1 protein-coding gene (running past one end of the window) is annotated in these 20,328 nt (G+C 73.5%); it reads right to left on the reverse strand.

The window, feature by feature from the left end; all coding sequences use genetic code 11:
* A protein-coding gene (locus tag C8E87_RS46205; RefSeq protein ID WP_279536960.1) for a type I polyketide synthase crosses the window boundary here: on the reverse strand, nt 1-20,328 show its final stretch. 35,871 nt of this gene lie beyond the right edge of the window; only the last 20,328 of its 56,199 coding nucleotides appear in the window; the start codon falls outside the window, past its right edge; the stop codon is at nt 1-3.

The raw sequence follows: 20,328 nt of genomic DNA on the forward strand, positions 1-20,328 counted from the left end.
TTACCGGGGGTTGCGGTAGTCCATGAAGGACGGCCGCTCGCCCGGCGGCAGGGCCAGCCAGTCGTTGATCGCCCGGACCGAGACCGGCGCGTACGCCTCGGCGATCTCGAGGTGGTTGCCGGGGACGTCGGCCAGTGTCAGTGCGGAGGAGCCGTCCCAGGTGAACAGCCAGTCGTCGTCGTCCTCGGGCCCACCGTCCATCCGTACGGTCGCCCGGATCTGCAGTGTCGGAACTCCCAGGGTCTCCATCGTCCACCAGGGCATCCGGAGGTAGTGGGCGGCGGCCGTCACCCAACTGCCGTCCCCGTCGTCGCCGATGGCGTCCAGCCGCTGGTTCGACGCCTCGCTCATCTCCGTCTGGCTGTCCATGATCGTCGCCACGTCCTCCCAGGCCGGAGAGTCCATCAGCACGATCCCGGCGGGCGCAGTGCCGCGGCGGACCAGTTCGGCCGCCACCCAGTGGGCGATCAGGCCGCCGGCCGAGCCGCCGCCGAGGACGAACTCCTCGCCGGCCGGGTGGATCCGCAGGATCGCGTCGGCGTAGGCGGCCACCAGCGCCTCGAGGTCCTGCGCGAGCGGCTCGCCCTCCCGGAAGCCGGGCGGGTTGAGCACGAAGACGTCGCGGGTGCCTTGGAAGGCGGCCGCCAGCGGCATGTACTGCATGGCGACCGGCAGCCAGAACGAGGTGAACATGTACAGCCGTGGCTTGCCCTGGCCGCCGGTGGAGATCCGCCGGGGCGCCCGCACCTGCCCCTCGGCCCCGTCCGCGGCGAACATCGCCCGCATCTGGGCGAGGTCCTTCATCAGCAGGTGGAACTGCTCGGTCTTGCCGTCCCGCTGGGCCTGGACCCACATGGCGCCCAGGTTGGACAGCCGGACGGCGGCCGGACCGGCCGGCACGACCGCGCCCGTCCCGTCGGCCAGCAGCATCGCCAGCAGGTAGCCGACCAGCGACCCGATGGTCGGGTGGTCGAACGCCAGCGTGGCCGGCAGGGCCAGCCCGGTCGCGTTGACCAGCCGGTTGCGCAGCTCCACGGCGGTGACCGAGTCGAGGCCCGCCTCCCGCAGCGAGTTCTCGAGCGCCAGCGCGTCGGTCCGGTCGTGGCCGAGAACCGCCCGCGCGTTGCCGAGCACCAGGTCCGCCACGGTCTGGAACCGTTCCGCGTCGGTGAGCGCACGGAGCCGGTTGGCAAGCGTCGATGCGCCCGGGGCAGGCGAACTGGTCGGCGCCGAGGCCAGCCTGCGCGCCTCCGGCAGGTCGCTGAGAAGCGGGCTCGGCCGGGCAATGGTGAAGGTCGGGAGGAACCGCGCCCAATCCATGTCGGCCACCGACACTGTGGTCTCGCCCTGCCCGGCCGCCTCGGCCATCGCCCGCACGGCGAGCCGCGGTTCCATCGCCCGCAGGCCCCGGCGGCCGAAGTGTTCGGACCCCTCGGCCCCACCCATGCCCTCGCCGGCCCACAGACCCCATGCCACGCTGGTCACCGGACGGCCCTCGGCTCGCGCCATTTCGGCGTACGCGTCCAGGTAGGCGTTGGCCGCGGCGTACACGCCCTGACCACCACCGCCCCACACCCCGGCGTTCGAGGAGAACAGGATCATCGCGTCCAGCGGGTGACCGCCCTCGACCAGCACCTCGTGCAGGCTGTCGAGCCCGTCGACCTTGCCCGACCACACGTCGGCCGCCATTGCCGGGCCGGTCTGCGCGATCACCGTGCCCTGCCCGACGCCTGCCGCGTGGACCACGCCGCTGATCCGGCCGATCGGGGCCAGCGCGGCGGCCAGCTGCCGCCGGTCGGTGATGTCGCAGGCCAGCACGCTCACCCGCACCCCGGCGTGGCCGAGGTCGGCGGCGAGCCGGGCGACCCCGGTGGCACCCGCGCCCCGGCGGGAGGTCAGCACCACGTGGGCGGCGCCGTTTCCGGCGACCCACCGGGCCACATGCGCACCCAGGCCACCGGTGCCACCGGAGATCAGCACCGTGCCGCGGGGCCGCCACGCCTTGGGGGCCGCAGCCGCCGGGGCGTGCGCCAGCCGCCGGGCGAAGACCCCGCCGGGCCGTACGGCCACCTGGTCGAGACCATCCCATCCGGCCAGCACCGCGGCCGTGCGGCGCGAGGTCGCGGCGTCCCAGGGCCCGGCCGGCAGGTCGAGCAGGCCGCCCCAACGCTGCGGGTACTCCAGGGCCGCGACCCGGCCGAAGCCCCACACCGCGGCCGCCAGTGGATCGGTCACCGGGTCGTCCCGGTCGACCGCCACGGCTCCCCGCGTCAGCACCCAGATCCGGGCGTCACCCAGCCCGGGCGCCTGCACCAGCGCGCTCAGGCCGGAGATGGCGTCCGGCCCCGGCACGAAGACGACGCCCGCCACCGGCGTCGCGCCCGGTGCCGTCACCACCTCGGCGGCACCGTGTCCGAGGAGCAGTTCCCGGACCTGACCTTCGGGGTCGTCGCCGAGAAGCAGCCACGTTCCGCGCAGCGCCGGGTCGGGGCTGCCCGGCACGGCCGACCACCGCACCTGGTAACGCCAGCCGTCGATGACCTGCCGGTCCTGCCGCGAGCGCCGCCACTGTTCCAGGGCCGGCAGCAGCGACGTCAGGCCCTGCTCGTCGACCTGCAGCGTGTCGGCCAGGGCGGCGCCGTCGCCGCTGCTGACCGCCTGCCAGAACTGCGCGTCGAATCCGTCGCCGCCGGTCGTCGTGAACTCGCGCAGCCGCGGCCAGTACCGCTCGTGCTGGAACGGGTAGGTCGGCAGCGACAGCGGCCGCAGCGGAGCCGTGCCCAGGGCGCGCGACCAGTCGACCGTGGCACCGGCAGTGTGCAGGGTCGCCACCGCGCGCATGAACCGCGACCGGGTGTCGTCGTCCCGCCGCAGGCTGCCGGTCACCACCAGGCCGTCGCCGGCCTGCCCGACCGCCATCGTCAGCACCGGGTGGGGGCTGAGCTCCACGAACACCTTGTGCCCGGCCCCGGCCAGAAGCTGAACGGTGTCGGCGAACCGCACGGTCTGCCGCAGGTTGGCGTACCAGTAGCCGGCATCCAGACCGGCCGTGTCGATCGGTTCGGCGTGCACCGTCGAATAGAACGGCACCCGCCCGGTGATCGGAGCCACCTCGGCCAGCGCCGACACGAGGGCCTCCCGCACCGGTTCCACCCCGTCCGTGTGCGATGCGTAGTCGGCCGCGATACGCCGGGCGTCAAGCGAGGGATGCGCCGCGAGGAACCGGTCACAGCCCTCGGCCGGGCCGGCCACGACGACCTGCGACGGGCCGTTGACCGCTGCGACCGCCAGGCCGAACGGTTCCAGCAGCGGCAGAAGTTCGCTTGCCGGCACGGCCACCGAGATCATCCCGCCGCTGCCCGCGATGGCGGCCGTCGCCTGGCTGCGCAACGCGACCACCCGGGCGCCGTCGGCCAGCGACAGGCCACCGGAGACGACCGCCGCGGCGATCTCACCCTGCGAGTGACCGACAACCGCCGCCGGCTCGACACCCCAGTGCCGCCACAGTTCCGCCAGCGACACCATGACCGCCCACAGCGCGGGCTGCACGACGTCGGTCCGTTCCAGCATCGCCGGATCGCCCAGGACGTCCCGCAACGACCAGTCCACCAGAGGTTCGAGAACCGCCGCGCACCGCTGCATCGCCTCGGCGAAGACCGGCTCGGCGTCCCACAACCCGAGGCCCATCCCCGGCCATTGACCGCCCTGCCCGGGGAAGACGAACACCACGCCGCTCGCGCCGGCCACCGTGTGACCGCGCACCGCGTCGATGTCTGCCAGGGCGTCCAGCAGCTCGCCACGGTCGGCGCCGAGCACCACTGCCCGGTGCGGAAGGGCGGCACGGCCGTCGAGCAGCACCCGGCCGACCCGGGCCAGATCGGCGTCCGGCCGTTCGATCAGGAACTCGCGTACCTGGGCCGCCTGCTCGCGCAGAGCCCGTTCGGTGCGGGCCGACAGCGCCCACGGCACCGCTCCTGCTGGGGTGGCGACCGCCGGTTCGGCGACCGGCTCCGGCTCCTCGAGGAGGACGTGGGCGTTGGTGCCGCTGATGCCGAACGAGGAGACGCCGGCCCGGCGCGGTTGGCCGTCCGTCTCCCACGGGCGGGCCTCGGTGAGCAGCTCGACGTCGCCGGCCGCCCAGTCCACGTGCGACGACGGCGCGTCCACGTGCAGGGTCTTGGGCAACACACCGTTGCGCATCGCCAGGACCATCTTGATGACCCCGGCGACACCGGCCGCCGCCTGCGTGTGGCCGATGTTCGACTTGATCGAGCCGAGCCACAGCGGCCGGTCCTCCGGGCGGCCCTGCCCGTACGTCGCCAGCAGCGCCTGCGCCTCGATCGGGTCGCCCAGCGTGGTGCCGGTGCCGTGCGCCTCGACCGCGTCGACCTCGTCCGCCCGCAGCCCGGCGTTGGCGAGCGCCTGCCGGATCACCCGCTGCTGCGACGGGCCGTTGGGGGCGCTCAGCCCGTTGGTGGCGCCGTCCTGGTTGACGGCGCTACCGCGGACGACCGCGAGGATCTGATGGCCGTTGCGGCGCGCGTCGGACAACCTTTCCAGGACGAGGATGCCGACCCCCTCCGACAGCGCCATCCCGTCGGCCGCCTCCGCGAAGGCCTTGCACCGCCCGTCGGCCGACATCACCTGCTGGCGGCCGAAGCCGACGAACTCGGTCGGGGTCGCCATCACCGTGACACCGCCGGCCACCGCCAGCGTGCACTCCCCCGACCGCAGTGCCTGACCGGCCAGGTGCAGGGCCACCAGCGAGGACGAGCAGGCGGTGTCGACCGACACCGCCGGGCCCTCAAGACCCAGGGTGTACGCGATCCGGCCGGACAGCACGCTGCTGGCGTTGCCGGTGAACGAGTGTCCCAGGCTGTCGTCGTCGGCGACCGCCAGCAGAGCCGGGTAGTCGGTGCCCATGCCGCCGATGTAGACGCCGGTCGCCGAGCCTCGGATCCCGCCGGGAGCGATGCCGGCGTCCTCCAGTCCCTGCCACACCGTTTCCAGCAGGAGCCGCTGCTGCGGATCCATCGCGAGGGCCTCGCGCGGGCTGATCCCGAAGAACCCGGCGTCGAACCCGGCCACGTCGGCCAGGAACCCGCCCCGGTCGGTGGCGATCGAGTCCGGCGGCAGCATCGTCAGGTCCCAGCCCCGGTCGGTGGGGAACCCGCCGGTTCCGTCGGCCCCCGCGGTCAGCAGCTCCCACAGCTGCTGCGGGCTCTGGACGCCGCCGGGGAAGCGGCAGCTCATGCCCACGATCGCGATCGGCTCGTCGGTGGCCGTGGACACCACCACCTCGCGGCCGGCGGTGGTGCCGCCGAGCAGCTCGCCGAGGAGGAACCCGGTAAGCACCCGCGGGTTCGGGTAGTCGAAGACCAGGGTGGCCGGCAGGCGCAGCCCACCGGCCGCCGAGGCCAGGCGGTTGCGCAGCTCGACCGCCGTCAGCGAGTCGAAGCCGAGGTCACGGAACGCCGCGTCGGCGTCGACCGCGTCGCTGTCGGCGTGCCCCAGCACCGTCGCCGCCTGGGAGCGCACCAGTTCCAGCACCATCTGCTCGCGTTCCGGCGCCGGCAGCGTGGCCAGCGCGGTCGCCAGCTCGCCGGAACCCCCGGTGGACGCCGCCACCCGGCGGGCGGAACCGACAAGGGTGCGCAGCAACGGCGACACCGGCCGACCCGTGCGCCGCAGTCCTGCCACGTCGAGCCGGATGGGCACCAGCACCGGGCGGCCGTCGGCGACCGCCGCGTCGAACAGGGCCATCCCCTGCTCCTGGGACAGCGCACCGAACCCACTGCGGCTGATCCGGGCCAGCTCGGTGTCGCCGAGATGCCCGGTCATCGCCGACCGCTCGGCCCACAGGCCCCAGGCCAGCGACTGGCCCGCAAGCCCGGTCGCCCGCCGGTGCTGGGCCAGGGCGTCCAGGAACGCGTTGGCCGCGGCGTAGTTGCCCTGCCCGGGAGCGCCCAGCGTGGCGGCGGCCGACGAGTACATCACGAACATCGCGGGCGGCTGGTTCTGGGTGAGCTCGTGCAGGTTCCAGGCGGCGTCCGCCTTGGCCCGCAGCACCGTGGCGACCCGTTCCGGGGTCAGCGATTCCACCGTGGCGTCGTCCAGCAGGCCCGCCGTGTGCACCACGCCGGTCAGCTCCCGGCCGGCGAGCACCGCCGCCAGGGCCGCGCGATCGGCGGCGTCGCACGCCGTGATCCGCACCCGCGTACCGGTCTCCGCCAGTTCCGCCGCCAGCTGAGCCGCGCCCTCGGCGTGCGCCCCTCGGCGTGAGAGAAGCAGCAGCTCGCCGGTCGGACGGGTGGCCGCCAGGTGCCGGGCCAGCATAGAGCCCAGCGCGCCGGTGCCACCGGTGATCAGGACCGTGCCGGCCGGGTCCAGCTGCGGCACGACCGGGTTCTGCGGCTGATTCGCCGCCGCCCGGGCCAGCCGGCGGGTGAACAGCTCGCCCTCCCGCAGCAGCAGTTCGGACTCGCCGCAGGTCACCGCCCGCTCCAGAATTTCCGTGGAGGGTTGCTGGTCGGCGTCGAGCAGCACGAACCGGTCGGGGTGCTCGGACTGCGCCGACCGCACCAGGCCCCACACCGCCGCAGCGGCCAGGTCCTCACCGTCAGCGGCGCCGCTGGTCAGCACCACCAGACGAGCGTCGTCCGACGCCGGGTCCGCCAGCCATTCCTGGATCCGGGCCAGCGCCGCGACCACCGTCTCCGTCACACCCCCGACCGGCGGACTCCACACCACCACCGGCGGCCCGGAACCCTCCACCGCCGGCACCGGCCGCAACTCCACCGCGAACAGCGACCGCGTCACATCCATCGCCGGTTCGGCTGCGGCGGCCGGGGTCAGTGCTCGCAGCAGCAGCGATCCGGCGGTCAGCACCGGCTCTCCGGCGAGGTCGAACGTCTCGACCCGGACGGCGTCGGGGGCCGACTCGTCGCGGGTGAGGCGGACCCGCAGCGTGCTCGCTCCGGTGGCGTGCAGCCGTACGCCGTTCCACCCGAACGGCAGCAGCATGCGGCCGTCGTCGATCAGGCCGCCCACGCCGATCGTCTGGATCGCGGCGTCCAGCAGGGCCGGGTGCACTCCGAACCGGTCGGCCACGCCCGGCTCGGGCAACGTCACCTCGGCGTACACGGCCGACTCGGCCCGCCACACCGCCCTCATGCCCTGGAAGACCGGGCCGTACTCGTAGCCGCCGGCGGCCAGGCGCTCGTAGACCCCGTCGAGGTCCACCGGTTCGGCCCCGGACGGCGGCCACACCAGCGGGCCGGCCGGGGCCGGCGCCGCCTGCGCGCTCAGCACACCGGTCGCGTGCCGCGTCCACGGCACCTCGTCCGGCCCTTCGGGGCGCGAGTACACGTTGACCGGGCGGCGGCCGGACTCGTCCGCGTCACCCACCCAGACCTGCATCTGCACGGCGCCCTGCTCCGGGATCAACAACGGCGTCTGCAACGTCAACTCGTCGACCACCGTGCAACCGACCTGGTCAGCCGCCCAGACCACCACCTCCACAAACGCCGTGCCCGCCAGCAGCGCGGTGCCCGCCAGCACGTGATCGGCCAGCCACGGCTGGGACTTGAGCGAGAGCCGGCCGGTCAGCAGGACACCATCACCATCAGCCAGCCGGACCGCCGCACCCACCAGCGGGTGGTCGGCCGCGCTGAGCCCGAACGCCCCGGCGTCGCCGATCCACTCCTCGGCCATCTTCGGCCAGTAACGCTCGCGCTGGAACGGGTACGTCGGCAGGCTCAGCGGCTGGACCACGCCGTCACCGAGGGCCTGCTTCCAATCCACCTCGACCCCCGCCGTGTGCAACGTCGCCACCGAACGCAACCACCGCGCCCGGGTGTCGTCGTCGCGGCGCAGGCTGCCGGTCACGACCAGACCGTCACCGGCCTGCTCCACCGCCATCGTCAGCACCGGGTGCGGGCTGAGCTCGACGAACACCTTGTGCCCGGCCGTGATGAGAGCCTGGACGGTGTCCGCGAACCGGACCGTCTGCCGCAGGTTGGTGAACCAGTAATCGCCGTCCAACCTGCTCGTGTCGATCGGCTCCGCATACACCGTCGAGAAGAACGGCACACTGCCCGCGACCGGCGTCAGACCCGCCAGATCAAGACGATCCCGCAACGGCTCCATCCCGGCCGTGTGCGACGCATAATCCACCGCGATCCGCCGCGCGTTCAACTCCGGGTACGTCTCGACGAACCGGTCACAACCCTCAGCCGGACCAGCCACCACCACCTGCGACGGGCCGTTGACCGCCGCCACCGCCAAACCGAACGGTTCCAGCAACGACTCAACATCGCCTACCGGCACGGGCACCGACACCATCCCGCCGCCACCCGCGATGGCGGCAATCGCCTGGCTGCGCAACGCCACCACTCGGGCGCCGTCGGCCAGCGACAATCCACCGGCCACCACCGCCGCCGCGATCTCACCCTGCGAGTGACCGATCACCGCCGCCGGCTCGACACCCCAATGCCGCCACAGCTCGGCCAGCGACACCATCACCGCCCACAACGCGGGCTGCACCACGTCGACCCGATCCAGGGCCGCCGGGTCGGCGAGCACCTCGCGCAACGACCAGTCCACGAACGGCGCCAACGCCTGCTCGCAGCGTTCCATCGCCGCGCCGAACACCGGCTCGGAGTCCCACAGGGTGCGGCCCATCCCGACCCACTGTGCCCCCTGACCCGGGAACACGAACACCGCGCCACCGGCACCCGAACCAGCCACGCCACGCACGCTGTCCACGTCGGCCAGTGCCGCCAGCAACTCGTCACGGCCGGTGCCCAGAACCACCGCGCGGTGCGGCAAGGCCGCCCGGCCCCACGCCAACGTCCGGCCCACCCGGGCCAGGTCCAGCTCCGGCCGGGCGAGAACAAACTCCCGCAGTTCAGTCGCCTGGTCGCGGAGTGCTTGCTCGCTGCGGGCCGAGAGCAGCCACGGGACCACCGGAACCACCGGGCTCTGCGTGATCGGGGCCGGGGCGGCCTCCTCCAGAATCACGTGGGCGTTGGTCCCGCTGATCCCGAACGACGACACACCCGCCCGCCGAGGACGACCGTCGGCCTCCCACAGCCGCGCCTCGGTCAGCAGCTCAACCGCGCCGGCCGACCAGTCGACCTGCGACGACGGCACGTCCACGTGCAACGTCCTGGGCAGCACACCGTTGCGCAGCGCCAGCACCATCTTCATGACCCCGGCCACCCCGGCGGCTGTCTGGCAGTGCCCGATGTTGGACTTGACCGAGCCCAGCCACAGCGGCTTGTCCTCCGGCCGGTCCTGACCGTACGTCGACAACACCGCCTGCGCCTCGATCGGATCACCCAGCCTCGTGCCGGTACCGTGCGCCTCCACCGCATCGATATCCGCCGCCGTCAGCCCCGCGTTGGCCAACGCCTGCCGGATCACCCGCTGCTGCGACGGCCCGTTCGGCGCACTCAACCCGTTCGAAGCACCATCCTGATTGATCGCACTACCCCGCACCACGGCCAGCACCTGGTGCCCGTTACGGCGAGCGTCGGAGAGCCGTTCCAGCACCAGCATGCCGGCGCCCTCGCCCCAGCTGGTGCCGTCGGCGGCGTCCGAGAAGGTCTTGCAGCGGCCGTCCCGAGCGAGGCCACGCTGCCGGGAGAACTCGGTGTAAGGAACCGGCAGGGCGTTGACCGCCACGCCACCGGCCAGTGCCAGATTGCACTCACCGTTGCGCAGCGCCTGGCTGGCCAGGTGCAGCGTCACCAGCGAGGACGAACACGCGGTGTCCAGCGACACGGCCGGGCCTTCGAGGCCGAGGGTGTAGGCCACCCGGCCGGACGCGACGCTGGTCGTGGTGCCCATCAAAGCGTGGCTCTCGTCGGCGCCGAACCCGTAGCCGGAAATGGTGATGCCGACGTACGTGCCGGTGTCCGAGCCGCGCAGCCCGGCCGGGTCGATGCCGGCGTCCTCCAGGGCCTCCCACACGGTTTCCAGCAGCAGCCGCTGCTGGGGGTCCATGGCCAGCGCCTCGCGGGGGCTGATCCCGAAGAACCCGGCGTCGAACCCGGCCACGTCGTCCACGAAGCCGCCGTGGTTGGAGTACGAGGTGCCGGGCCGCTCGCCGGTCGGGTCGTAGACGGCGTCCAGGTCCCAGCCGCGGTCGGACGGGAACTCGCTGATCGCGTCCCGGCCCTCGGCCAGCAACTCCCACAGCTGCTGCGGAGAGTTCGCGCCGCCGGGGAACCGGCAGCCCATGCCCACGATCGCGATCGGCTCGTCGACCTGGGCGACCGCACGGGTGACGGTGGCCGCCCCGGCCCCCGACCCGGTCACCTCGTCGAGCAGGAACCGGGCCAGGACCCTCGGGTTCGGGTGGTCGAAGAGCAGCGTGGCGGGCAGCCGCAGCCCACTCGCGGCGGACAGCCGGTTGCGCAGGTCGACCGAGGTCAGCGAGTCGAAGCCGAGCTCCCGGAACGCCGCGTCGCTCTCGACCGCCCGGCTGTCGGCGTGGCCGAGCACCGCCGCCGCCTGCGCGCGTACCAGGTCGAGGATCGTCCGTTCCCGTTCCGGCCCGGCCAGCCCGGCCAGCGTCGCCGCCAGCTCGCCGGTCCGGCGGGTGGTCGCCGCCGCCCGGCGGGTCGTCCCCGCCAGGGTTCGCAGCAGCGGCGGCAGCCCGGCCCCGCCGGCGCGCCGCAGTTCCGCGACGTCAAGCAGGATCGGCACCAGCACCGGCCGGGAGTCGGCGGCCGCCGCGTCGAACAGGGCCAGGCCCAGTTCCTGCGACAGCGCCCCGATGCCGCCGCGGGTCATCCGGGCCCGGTCGGTGTCGTCCAGGTGCCCGGTCATCGCCGACCGCTGCGCCCACATACCCCAGGCCAGCGCCTGACCCGGCAGCCCGAGGGACTGGCGGTGCTCGGCGAGGGCGTCGAGGTAGGCGTTGGCGGCCGCATAGTTGCCCTGCCCCGGCGCGCCGAACGTGGCCGAGGCGGAGGAGTACGACACGAACGAGGTCAGCGGCATCTCGCGGGTCAGCTCGTGCAGGTTCCACGCGGCGTCCACCTTGGCCCGCAGCACCGTCGCCACCCGTTCCGGGGTGAGCGATTCCACCATGCCGTCGTCGAGCACGCCGGCGGTGTGCACGACCCCGGTCAGCTTCTGGTCGGCGAGCACCGCTGCCAAGGCCTCGCGGTCGGCCGCGTCGCAGACCGTCACCTGGGCACGCGCACCAGTCTCGGCCAGATCGGCCGCCAGCTGGGCCGCGCCCGGGGCGTGTGCGCCTTGACGCGACAGCAGGAGCAGTCCGGTGCGGCCGGCGGTGGCCAGGTGCCGGGCCAGCATCGAACCCAGGGCGCCGGTTCCGCCGGTGATCAGCACCGTGCCGTCCGTCTCGGGGCCTGTCTCCCGCGGCGCGGGGTTCCGATCGGCCCGGACAAGCCGCCGGGTGAGCAGCACGCCGTCGCGCAGCAGCAGCTCCCGCTCGCCGCTGGCCACCGCCTGCTGGAAAACCTCGTCGCCGGGAACGTCCGGCTGGTCGGTGTCGAGCAGGATGAACCGGTCGGGGTGCTCGGACTGCGCCGACCGCAGCAGGCCCCACACGGCGGCCGCCGCCAGGTCGGTGCCGTCGGCGGCGCCCCGGGTCAGCACGACCAGGCGGCTCTCGTCGGCGGCCGGATCGGCCAGCCACTCGTGCACCCGGGCCAGCGCCGCCACCACGGTCTCGGTCACCCCGTCGGCAGGCGGGCGCCAAGCCACCCACCCAGCACTCCCCGCCTCACTCGTGGGGTCGGGTCCGACGGCTCCCGGCACCGGGGACAGCTCCACCACGAACATCGCGCGGGCCGCGTCAGCCGCCGGGCCGAGCGCCCGGCCGGCTTCCATCTCGCGCAGCGAGAACGCCTCGGCGGTCAGCACCGGCTGCCCGGCCAGGTCGAACGCCGCCAGCCGGACGGTGTCGGGCCGGTCCTCGTAACGGGTCACCCGCAGCCGCAAGGTTCGCGCGCCGGTGGCGTGCAACTGGACGCCGTGCCAGCCGAACGGCACCAGGGTCCGGTTGTCGCCGAACAGGCCGCTCGCGCCGAGGCCCTGGATGCCGGCGTCCAGCAGGGCCGGGTGCAGGCCGAACCGGTCGGCGTCGACCGCCTCGGGAAGGACCACCTCGGCCCAGACCGCCGTCTCCGAGCGCCACACCGCGTGCAGGCCCTGGAAGACGGGGCCGTACTCGTAGCCGCCGGCCGCCATCCTCTCGTACGTCCCGGCAATGTCCACCGGCTCGGCGTCGACCGGGGGCCAGGCCAGCGGTTCGACCGCGGCCGGAACCGGGTGCCGGCGCAGCACACCGGTCGCGTGCCGGGCCCACGGGCCCTCACCGTTCTCGGGACGGGAGTACACGTTCACCGGGCGGCGGCCGGACTCGTCCGCGTCGCCGACCCACACCTGCACCTGGACGCCGCCGTGGGGCGGGATCACCAGCGGAGTCTGCAGCGTCAGCTCGTCCACGACCGGGTATCCGACCTGATCGGCGGCCCACACCACGACGTCGACGAACGCCGTGCCGGCCAGCAGCACCGAGCCGAGGATGGCGTGGTCGGCCAGCCAGGGCTGAGCGGCCAGCGAGAGCCTGCCGGTCAGCAGGACGCCGTCGCCGTCGGCCAGCCACACCGCCGCGCCGACCAGCGGGTGGTCGACAGCGCGCTGGCCCAGCGCTCCGGCGTCGCCCAGCCACGCGCCGGACGCCCGGGGCCAGAACCGCTCGCGCTGGAACGGGTAGGTGGGCAGGCCGACCGGGAAGGCGGGGCCGTTGCCGAGCAGCGCGGCCCAGTTCACCCCGGCGCCGCGCACGTGGACCCCGGCCAGCGCCGCGACGACCGTTTCGGCCTCGTCCCGGTCGCGGCGCAGGGTCGGCAGCCAGACACCTGCGTCGGCGGCCATCACCGAGAGCGTCGCGTCCGGACCGATCTCCACGAACAGGTGACCTTCCAGCGCGGTCACCATGTCGTGGAACGGCACCGCCTCACGCGCGTGGCGAACCCAGAACTCCGGCTGGTCCACCTCCCCACCGACCACCGGGATCTGCGGCGCATGCCAGGTCAGCTCGGCCAGAACGTCGGCGAACTCGGCGAGCATCGGCTCCATCAACGGCGAATGGAACGCATGGCTGACATTGAGCCGCCGCGAACGACCCGGCCACCGCGCGGCCAACTCCTCAACAAGCGCTTCGTCACCGGAGATCACCGTGGACTTCGGGCCGTTCACCGCCGCCACACCAACCCGATCGGTGTGCCCGGCGATCAACGCTTCCGCTTCAGCTTGGGAGGCGTCCAGGGCCACCATCGCCCCACCGGCCGGCAGGTCCTGCATCAGGCGGCCACGCGCCTTCACCAGCCGGGCCGCATCCGCCAGATCGAGAACCCCGGCCACGTGGGCCGCCGCGATCAGACCGATCGAATGACCACCCAACGCCGCCGGAGTGACACCCCACGACTCGTACAGCCGATAGAGAGCCACCTGCACCGCGAACAACGCCGGCTGCGTATTCGAGGTCTCATCCAGAGAGTCACCGACAATAACCTCACGCAACGGCATGTCCAACGCCGCGCACACCTCGTCGAACGCCGCCGCGTACACCGGGAAGGCCTCGTAAAGGCCGAGACCCATGCCGAGGCGTTGCGAACCCTGACCGGAGAACATCAACGCCACCCGAGTGTCGGCAGCCGCCACCCCGGTTACCACTTCGGAACCGACCAGCACGGCCCGGTGCGGCAACAACGCCCGGCCGAACGCCAACGCCCGCCCCACCGCCACCGGATCAGCCACCGGGAACTCCCGCAACCGAGCCACCTGCTCCTCGAGAGCCCGCTCACCACGCGCCGACACCAGCCACGGCACCACCGGAACCACCCGGCTCTCCGAAACCGGCGAAGGCCCCGCCTCCTCCAAAATCACGTGCGCATTCGTGCCACTGATCCCGAACGACGACACACCCGCCCGACGCGGCCGACCGCCGGCCTCCCACGGCCGCTGCGACGTGAGCAGCTCAACCGCCCCAGCCGACCAATCCACATGCGACGACGGCTCATCCACATGCAAGGTCCGCGGCAACACACCGTGACGCATCGCCAGGACCATCTTGATGATGCCGGCCACGCCGGAGGCCGCCTGCGTGTGCCCGATGTTCGACTTGATGGCGCCCAGCCACAGCGGCTGGTCCTCGGGACGGTCCATGCCATAGGTGGCCAGCAGCGCCTGCGCCTCGATCGGGTCGCCCAGCTTCGTTCCGGTGCCGTGCGCCTCCACCGCGTCGACCTCGGCGGGCCGCAGACCCGCGTTGGCGAGCGCCTGGCGGATGACCCGCTGCTGCGAGGGGCCGTTGGGGGCGGTCAGGCCGTTCGAGGCGCCGTCCTGGTTGACCGCGCTCCCCCGTACGACAGCAAGGATCTGGTGGCCGTTACGGCGAGCCTCCGAGAGCCGTTCGAGAACCAGGATGCCGACGCCCTCGCTCCAGCCGGTGCCGTCGGCCGCGTCCGCGAACGCCTTGCACCGCCCGTCGACCGAGAGGCCGCCCTGCTGGGAGAACTCGACGAAGACGCCGGGGTTGGCCATCACCGTCACGCCGCCGACCAGGGCCAGGCCGCACTCGCCGGAGCGCAGAGCCTGGCTCGCGAGGTGCAAGGCCACCAGCGACGAGGAGCAGGCGGTGTCGACCGAGACCGCCGGGCCTTCCAACCCCAGGGTGTACGCGACCCGGCCGGAGGCGACACTGGTCGTGGTGCCGGTCAGCCCGTGGCCCGTGCCGACGTCGGCGCCGATCCCGTACAGCGAGGTCGCGACGCCGATGTACGTGCCGGTGCTGGTGCCCCGCAGCCCGGTCGGGTCGATGCCCGCATCCTCCAGGGCCTCCCACGCCGATTCCAGCAGCAGCCGCTGCTGGGGGTCCATGGCCAGCGCCTCGCGGGGGCTGATCCCGAAGAACCCGGCGTCGAAGCCCGCCACGTCGGACAGGAAGCCGCCGCGCACAGTGGCGCTGTCCTGCTCCGACAGCACCCAGCCGCGGTCGGTGGGGAAGTCGCTGATGCCGTCGCGGCCGCCCGCGAGCATCTCCCAGAGCTGCTCGGGGCTCTCCACGCCGCCGGGGAACCGGCAGCTCATGCCCACGATCGCGATCGGCTCGTCGGTGGCCGCGCGGGCCGCGACAACCGCCGCCGGCGCGTCCCCGGCGCGGTCGCCGAGCAGTTCCTCGAGCAGGAAGTGGGTCAGGGCCCGGGGGGACGGGTAGTCGAACACCAGGGTCGCCGGCAGCCGCAGACCGCTCGCGGCGGCCAGCCGGTTACGCAGTTCGACCGCGGTCAGGGAGTCGAAGCCGAGGTCCCGGAACACCGCGTCGGCGTCCACCGCCCGGCTGTCGGCGTGGCCGAGCACCACGGCGGCCTGGGACTGCACAACCTCCAGGACCGTACGTTCGCGCTCCGGCACCGTCATGCCGGCCAGCGAGGCCACCAGCTCGCCGGTCCGGCGGGCGGTCGCCGCCGCCCGGCGGGACGCGCCGGCCAGGCCCCGCAGCAACGGCGGCAGGCCGACGCCGCCGGTACGACGCAGGACCGGGATGTCCAGCTCGATCGGGACCAGCACCGGACGGCCGTCGCCGATCGCCGCGTCGAACAGGGCCATGCCCTGCTCCTGGGAGAGCTCGCCGATGCCGCCGCGGCTCATCCGGGCCATGTCGGTCTCGCCGAGGGGGGCGGTCATCGCCGACCGGTCCGCCCACAGGCCCCACGCCAGGGACTGACCGGGCAGCCCGAGGGACTGGCGGTGCTGGGCGAGGGCGTCCAGGAAGGCGTTGGCGGCCGCGTAGTTGCCCTGCCCCGGGGAGCCCAGGGTGGCCGAGGCCGACGAGTACGCCACGAACCACGCGAGGTCGGCGTCCCGGGTCAGCTCGTGCAGGTTCCAGGCCGCGTCCACCTTGGCCCGCAGCACCGTGGCAACCCGCTCGGGGGTCAACGATTCGATCACCGTGTCGTCGAGCACGCCGGCGGTGTGCACCACGCCGGTCAGCTTCTGGCCGGCGAGCACCGCCGCCAGGGCCGCCCGGTCGGCCGCGTCGCAGACCGTGACCCGTACCCGCTTGCCGGCTTCGGCCAGGTCGGCCGCGAGGCGGGCCGCGCCCTCCGCGTGCACGCCGCGGCGTGACATCAGCAGCAACTCGCCCACGTCCCGGGTGCCGGCGACGTGGCGGGCCAGCATCGAGCCCAGGACTCCGGTGCCGCCGGTGATCAGGACCGTGCCGTCCGGACCGGGGGCTGGATAGCGCAGCACCACCTTGCCGACGTGCCGGGCCGCCTGCAGGTAGCGCAGCGCGTCGACCGCCCGCGACACCTCGAACACGGTGACCGGCAGCAGCCGGATCGACCCGGCGGCGAACATCGCCACCAGCTCGGCAAGCATCTCGCCCAGCCGGTCGGCGCCGGCCTCGAACAGGTCGAACGCCCGGTAGTCGACGCCCTGCGGATCGCGGAGATCGACCTTGCCCATCTCCAGGAAGCTTCCGCCGGGAGCCAGCAGCTCCAGCGAGGCGTCGATGAACTCACCCGTCAACGCGTTCAGGACAACATCGACCCCGCCGGCGAACTTGTCCCGGAACCCCAGGTCCCGCGAGGACGCCACATGAGAGGACGGGAGGCCCAGGCCGTGCAGGACCTCTTGCTTGGCGGGGCTCGCCGTGGCGTACACCTCAAGACCCCACGCCTGGGCGAGCTGGATCGCCGCCATACCGACCCCGCCCGCACCCGCGTGGATGAGGATCCGCTGGCCGGGCCGGACGTCGGCAAGGTCCCGCAGCGCGTAGTAGGCGGTCAGGAACACGATCGGGACCGACGCCGCGTCGGTGAACGACCAGCCCTGCGGCACCCGGGTGACCAGGCGCTGATCGGTGACCGCCACCGGCCCGAGGCCGATCGCGTGGCCGAACACCCGGTCCCCGGCCCGCAGGCCGGTCACGTCGGGCGCGGTCTCCACCACCACGCCGGCCAGTTCGCCGCCCATCACCGCGGACGGGTCCGGGTACATGCCCAGCCCGACCAGCAGGTCGCGGAAGTTCACTCCCTGCGCGTGGACGGCCACCCGCACCTGCCCTGCCGCCAGCGGCCCGGTGGCCTCCGGGTAGGGCAGCGCGGTCAGGTCGTCGAGGGCGCCGGCCGCCCGCATGCCCAGCCGCTGACCGGCGACCAGCGAGACGCCGCTGCGGGCGGCCCGGTCGAGCCGGCGTACGAACAAGGCACCGTCACGGAGCAGCAGCTCGGTCTCGCCGGCCGCCCCGACCTGGGCCAGGATCTCCGCGGACGGGTCGTCGGGCTGGTCCGTGTCGAGCAGGACGAACCGGTCCGGGTGCTCGGACTGCGCCGAACGGATCAGGCCCCGCACCGCCGCCGCGGCCGGGTCGGTGCCGTCGTCCGCACCGCGGGTCACCACCACCAGGCGGGCGTGGCCGGACTCCGGGTCCGCCAGCCACTCCTGCACCCGGGCCAGGGCCGCCAGGACCGCGCCCGACACCTGGTCGTTCAGGGCGGAGGCGTTCTCGGCCGCCGGGACGCTCCACAGCACGGCCGGGAGTTCCGGACCGGCCGCGTCGACCGGCGGGAGCGGCCGCAGCTCGACCGCGTACAGCGAGCGGGCCAGGTCGGTGAGCGGGTCGGTGACCTGTGGGGCGGCGAGCTCCCGCACCAGCAGCGACTCGGCGGTCAGCACCGGGGCGCCGGCCGAGTCGAAGGTCTCCACCCGGACCGCGTCGGCGAGCTGTTCGTGCCGGCGGAGCCGGACCCGCAGGGTGAGCGCGCCAGTGGCGTGCAGGCGCACCCCGTTCCAGGCGAACGGCAGTCGCGCCCGGTCGTCGCCGATCAGGCCGCCCGCGGTGATCGCGTGGGTGGTGGCGTCGAGCAGCGCCGGGTGGAGCCCGAACCGGTCGGGGTCGACCTGGTCGGGCAGGGCCACCTCGGCGTAGACGACGTCACCCGACCGCCAGACGCCGCGCAGACCCTGGAACGCCGGGCCGTGCTGGAAACCACCGGAGCCGTCGTACGTGCTGGCGATGTCCACCGGTTCGGCGCCGTGCGGCGGCCATTCCAGCGGCTCGATCCGCCGGGCCGGGGCCTGCGGGCTCACCAGGCCGGTGGCGTGCCGGGTCCACGGGCCGTCTGCCTGCTCCGCGCGGGAGTAGACGTTGACCGGGCGTCGACCGGCCTCGTCGGCGTCGCCGACCCACACCTGCACGTGCGTCCCGCCCTGGGCCGGCAGCGTCATCGGCGTCTGCAGCGTGAGCTCTTCGACGAACGCGCATCCGACCTGGTCGGCGGCCCACACCACCATTTCGACGTACGCCGTGCCGGGCAGCAGCACCGTGCCGAACACGACATGGTCGGCCAGCCACGGCTGGGCGGCCAGCGACAGCCGGCCGGTCAGCAGCACGCTGTCACCGTCGGCCGGCCAGACCGCCGCCCCGACCAGCGGGTGGTTCGACGAGGTAAGGCCGAGCGAGCCGGCGTCGCCGGTGACCGCGCCGGACAACCGCGGCCAGTAGCGCTCGCGCTGGAACGGATAGGTCGGCAGGTCCGGCAGCGGGCTCCGGCCCGCGCCGAGCAGGGCCCTCCAGTCCACCGCGCCGCCGTGGGCGTGCACCCCGGCGAGGGCGGCCTGAGCGGTCCGCGCCTCGTCCCGGTCGCGGCGCAGCACCGGCAGCCAGGTCCCGGCGTCGGCCGCCATCGCCGACAGGGTCGCGTCCGGGCCGATCTCCACAAACAGGTGCCCGTCGAGCTCGGTCACCATGTCGTGGAACGGCACCGCCTCACGAGCATGCCGCACCCAGAACTCCGGCTGGTCCACCTCCCCACCGACCACCGGCAACTGCGGGGCGTGCCACGCCAGCTCCGACAGGACCGCTGCGAACTCGGCCAGCATCGGCTCCATCAACGGCGAATGGAACGCATGGCTGACATTGAGCCGCCGCGAACGACCCGGCCACCGAGCCGCCAGCTCCTCGACCACAGCCTCGTCACCTGAGATCACCGTGGAGGACGGGCCGTTCACCGCCGCCACACCAACCCGGTCGGTGTGCCCGGCGATCAACGCTTCCGCTTCGGCTTGGGAGGCGTCCAGGGCCACCATCGCCCCACCCGCCGGCAGGTCCTGCATCAACCGGCCACGCGCCTTCACCAGCCGCGCCGCGTCGGCCAGATCCAGCACCCCGGCCACGTGAGCCGCCGCGATCAGACCGATCGAATGACCACCCAGCGCCGCCGGGGTGACACCCCACGACTCCAAGAGCCGGAACAGGGCCACCTGCACCGCGAACATCGCCGGCTGCGTGAACGACGTCTGATCCAACTGCGACGCCTCCGAGATCACCTCCCGCAACGGCATGTCCAACGCCGCACACACCTCGTCGAACGCCACCGCGTACACCGGGAACGCCTCGTAAAGACCGAGACCCATCCCCGGGCGCTGACTGCCCTGACCCGAGAACATCAACGCCACCCGGGAATCGGCACCCGCCACCCCGGTCACCATGTCCGAACCCAGCAGCACCGCGCGATGCGGCAAGTGCGCCCGGCCGAACGCGAGCGCCCGCGCCACCCGGACCGGATCCAGATCCGGCCGCCCGGCGGCGAACTCCCGCAGCCGGGTCACCTGCTCTTCGAGGGCCCGTTCACTACGCGCCGACAGCATCCACGGCACCACCGGCGGCCCGACCGGATCCTCGGTCACCGAGGCAGCCGGCGCCTCCTCGATGATGACGTGCGCGTTGGTACCGCTGATCCCGAACGACGACACACCGGCCCGGCGGGGACGGCCGTCGGGCTCCCACGCCTGCGCCGAGGTCAGCAGCTCGATCGCCCCGGCCGACCAGTCCACCTGCGCCGACGGCGTGTCCACGTGCAGGGTCTTGGGCAGCACACGGTGCCGCATCGCCAGGGCCATCTTGATGATCCCGGCGACGCCGGCCGCCGCCTGGGTGTGGCCGATGTTCGACTTGACCGACCCGAGCATGAGCGGGCGGTCCTCGGGGCGGTTCTGGCCGTAGGTGGCGAGCAGGGCCTGAGCCTCGATCGGGTCACCGAGCCGGGTTCCGGTGCCGTGTGCCTCCACCGCGTCCACGTCAGCCGCGGTCAGCCCGGCGTTGGCCAGGGCCTGGCGGATGACCCGCTGCTGCGAGGGGCCGTTGGGGGCGGTCAGGCCGTTCGACGCGCCGTCCTGGTTGACCGCGCTGCCGCGCACCACCGCCAGCACCCGGTGGCCGTTGCGGTGCGCGTCGGAGAGCCGTTCGAGCACCAGAACGCCGACGCCCTCACCCCA

This window comes from Paractinoplanes brasiliensis (assembly GCF_004362215.1).
In the GTDB taxonomy this organism is placed as follows: Bacteria; Actinomycetota; Actinomycetes; order Mycobacteriales; family Micromonosporaceae; genus Actinoplanes; species Actinoplanes brasiliensis.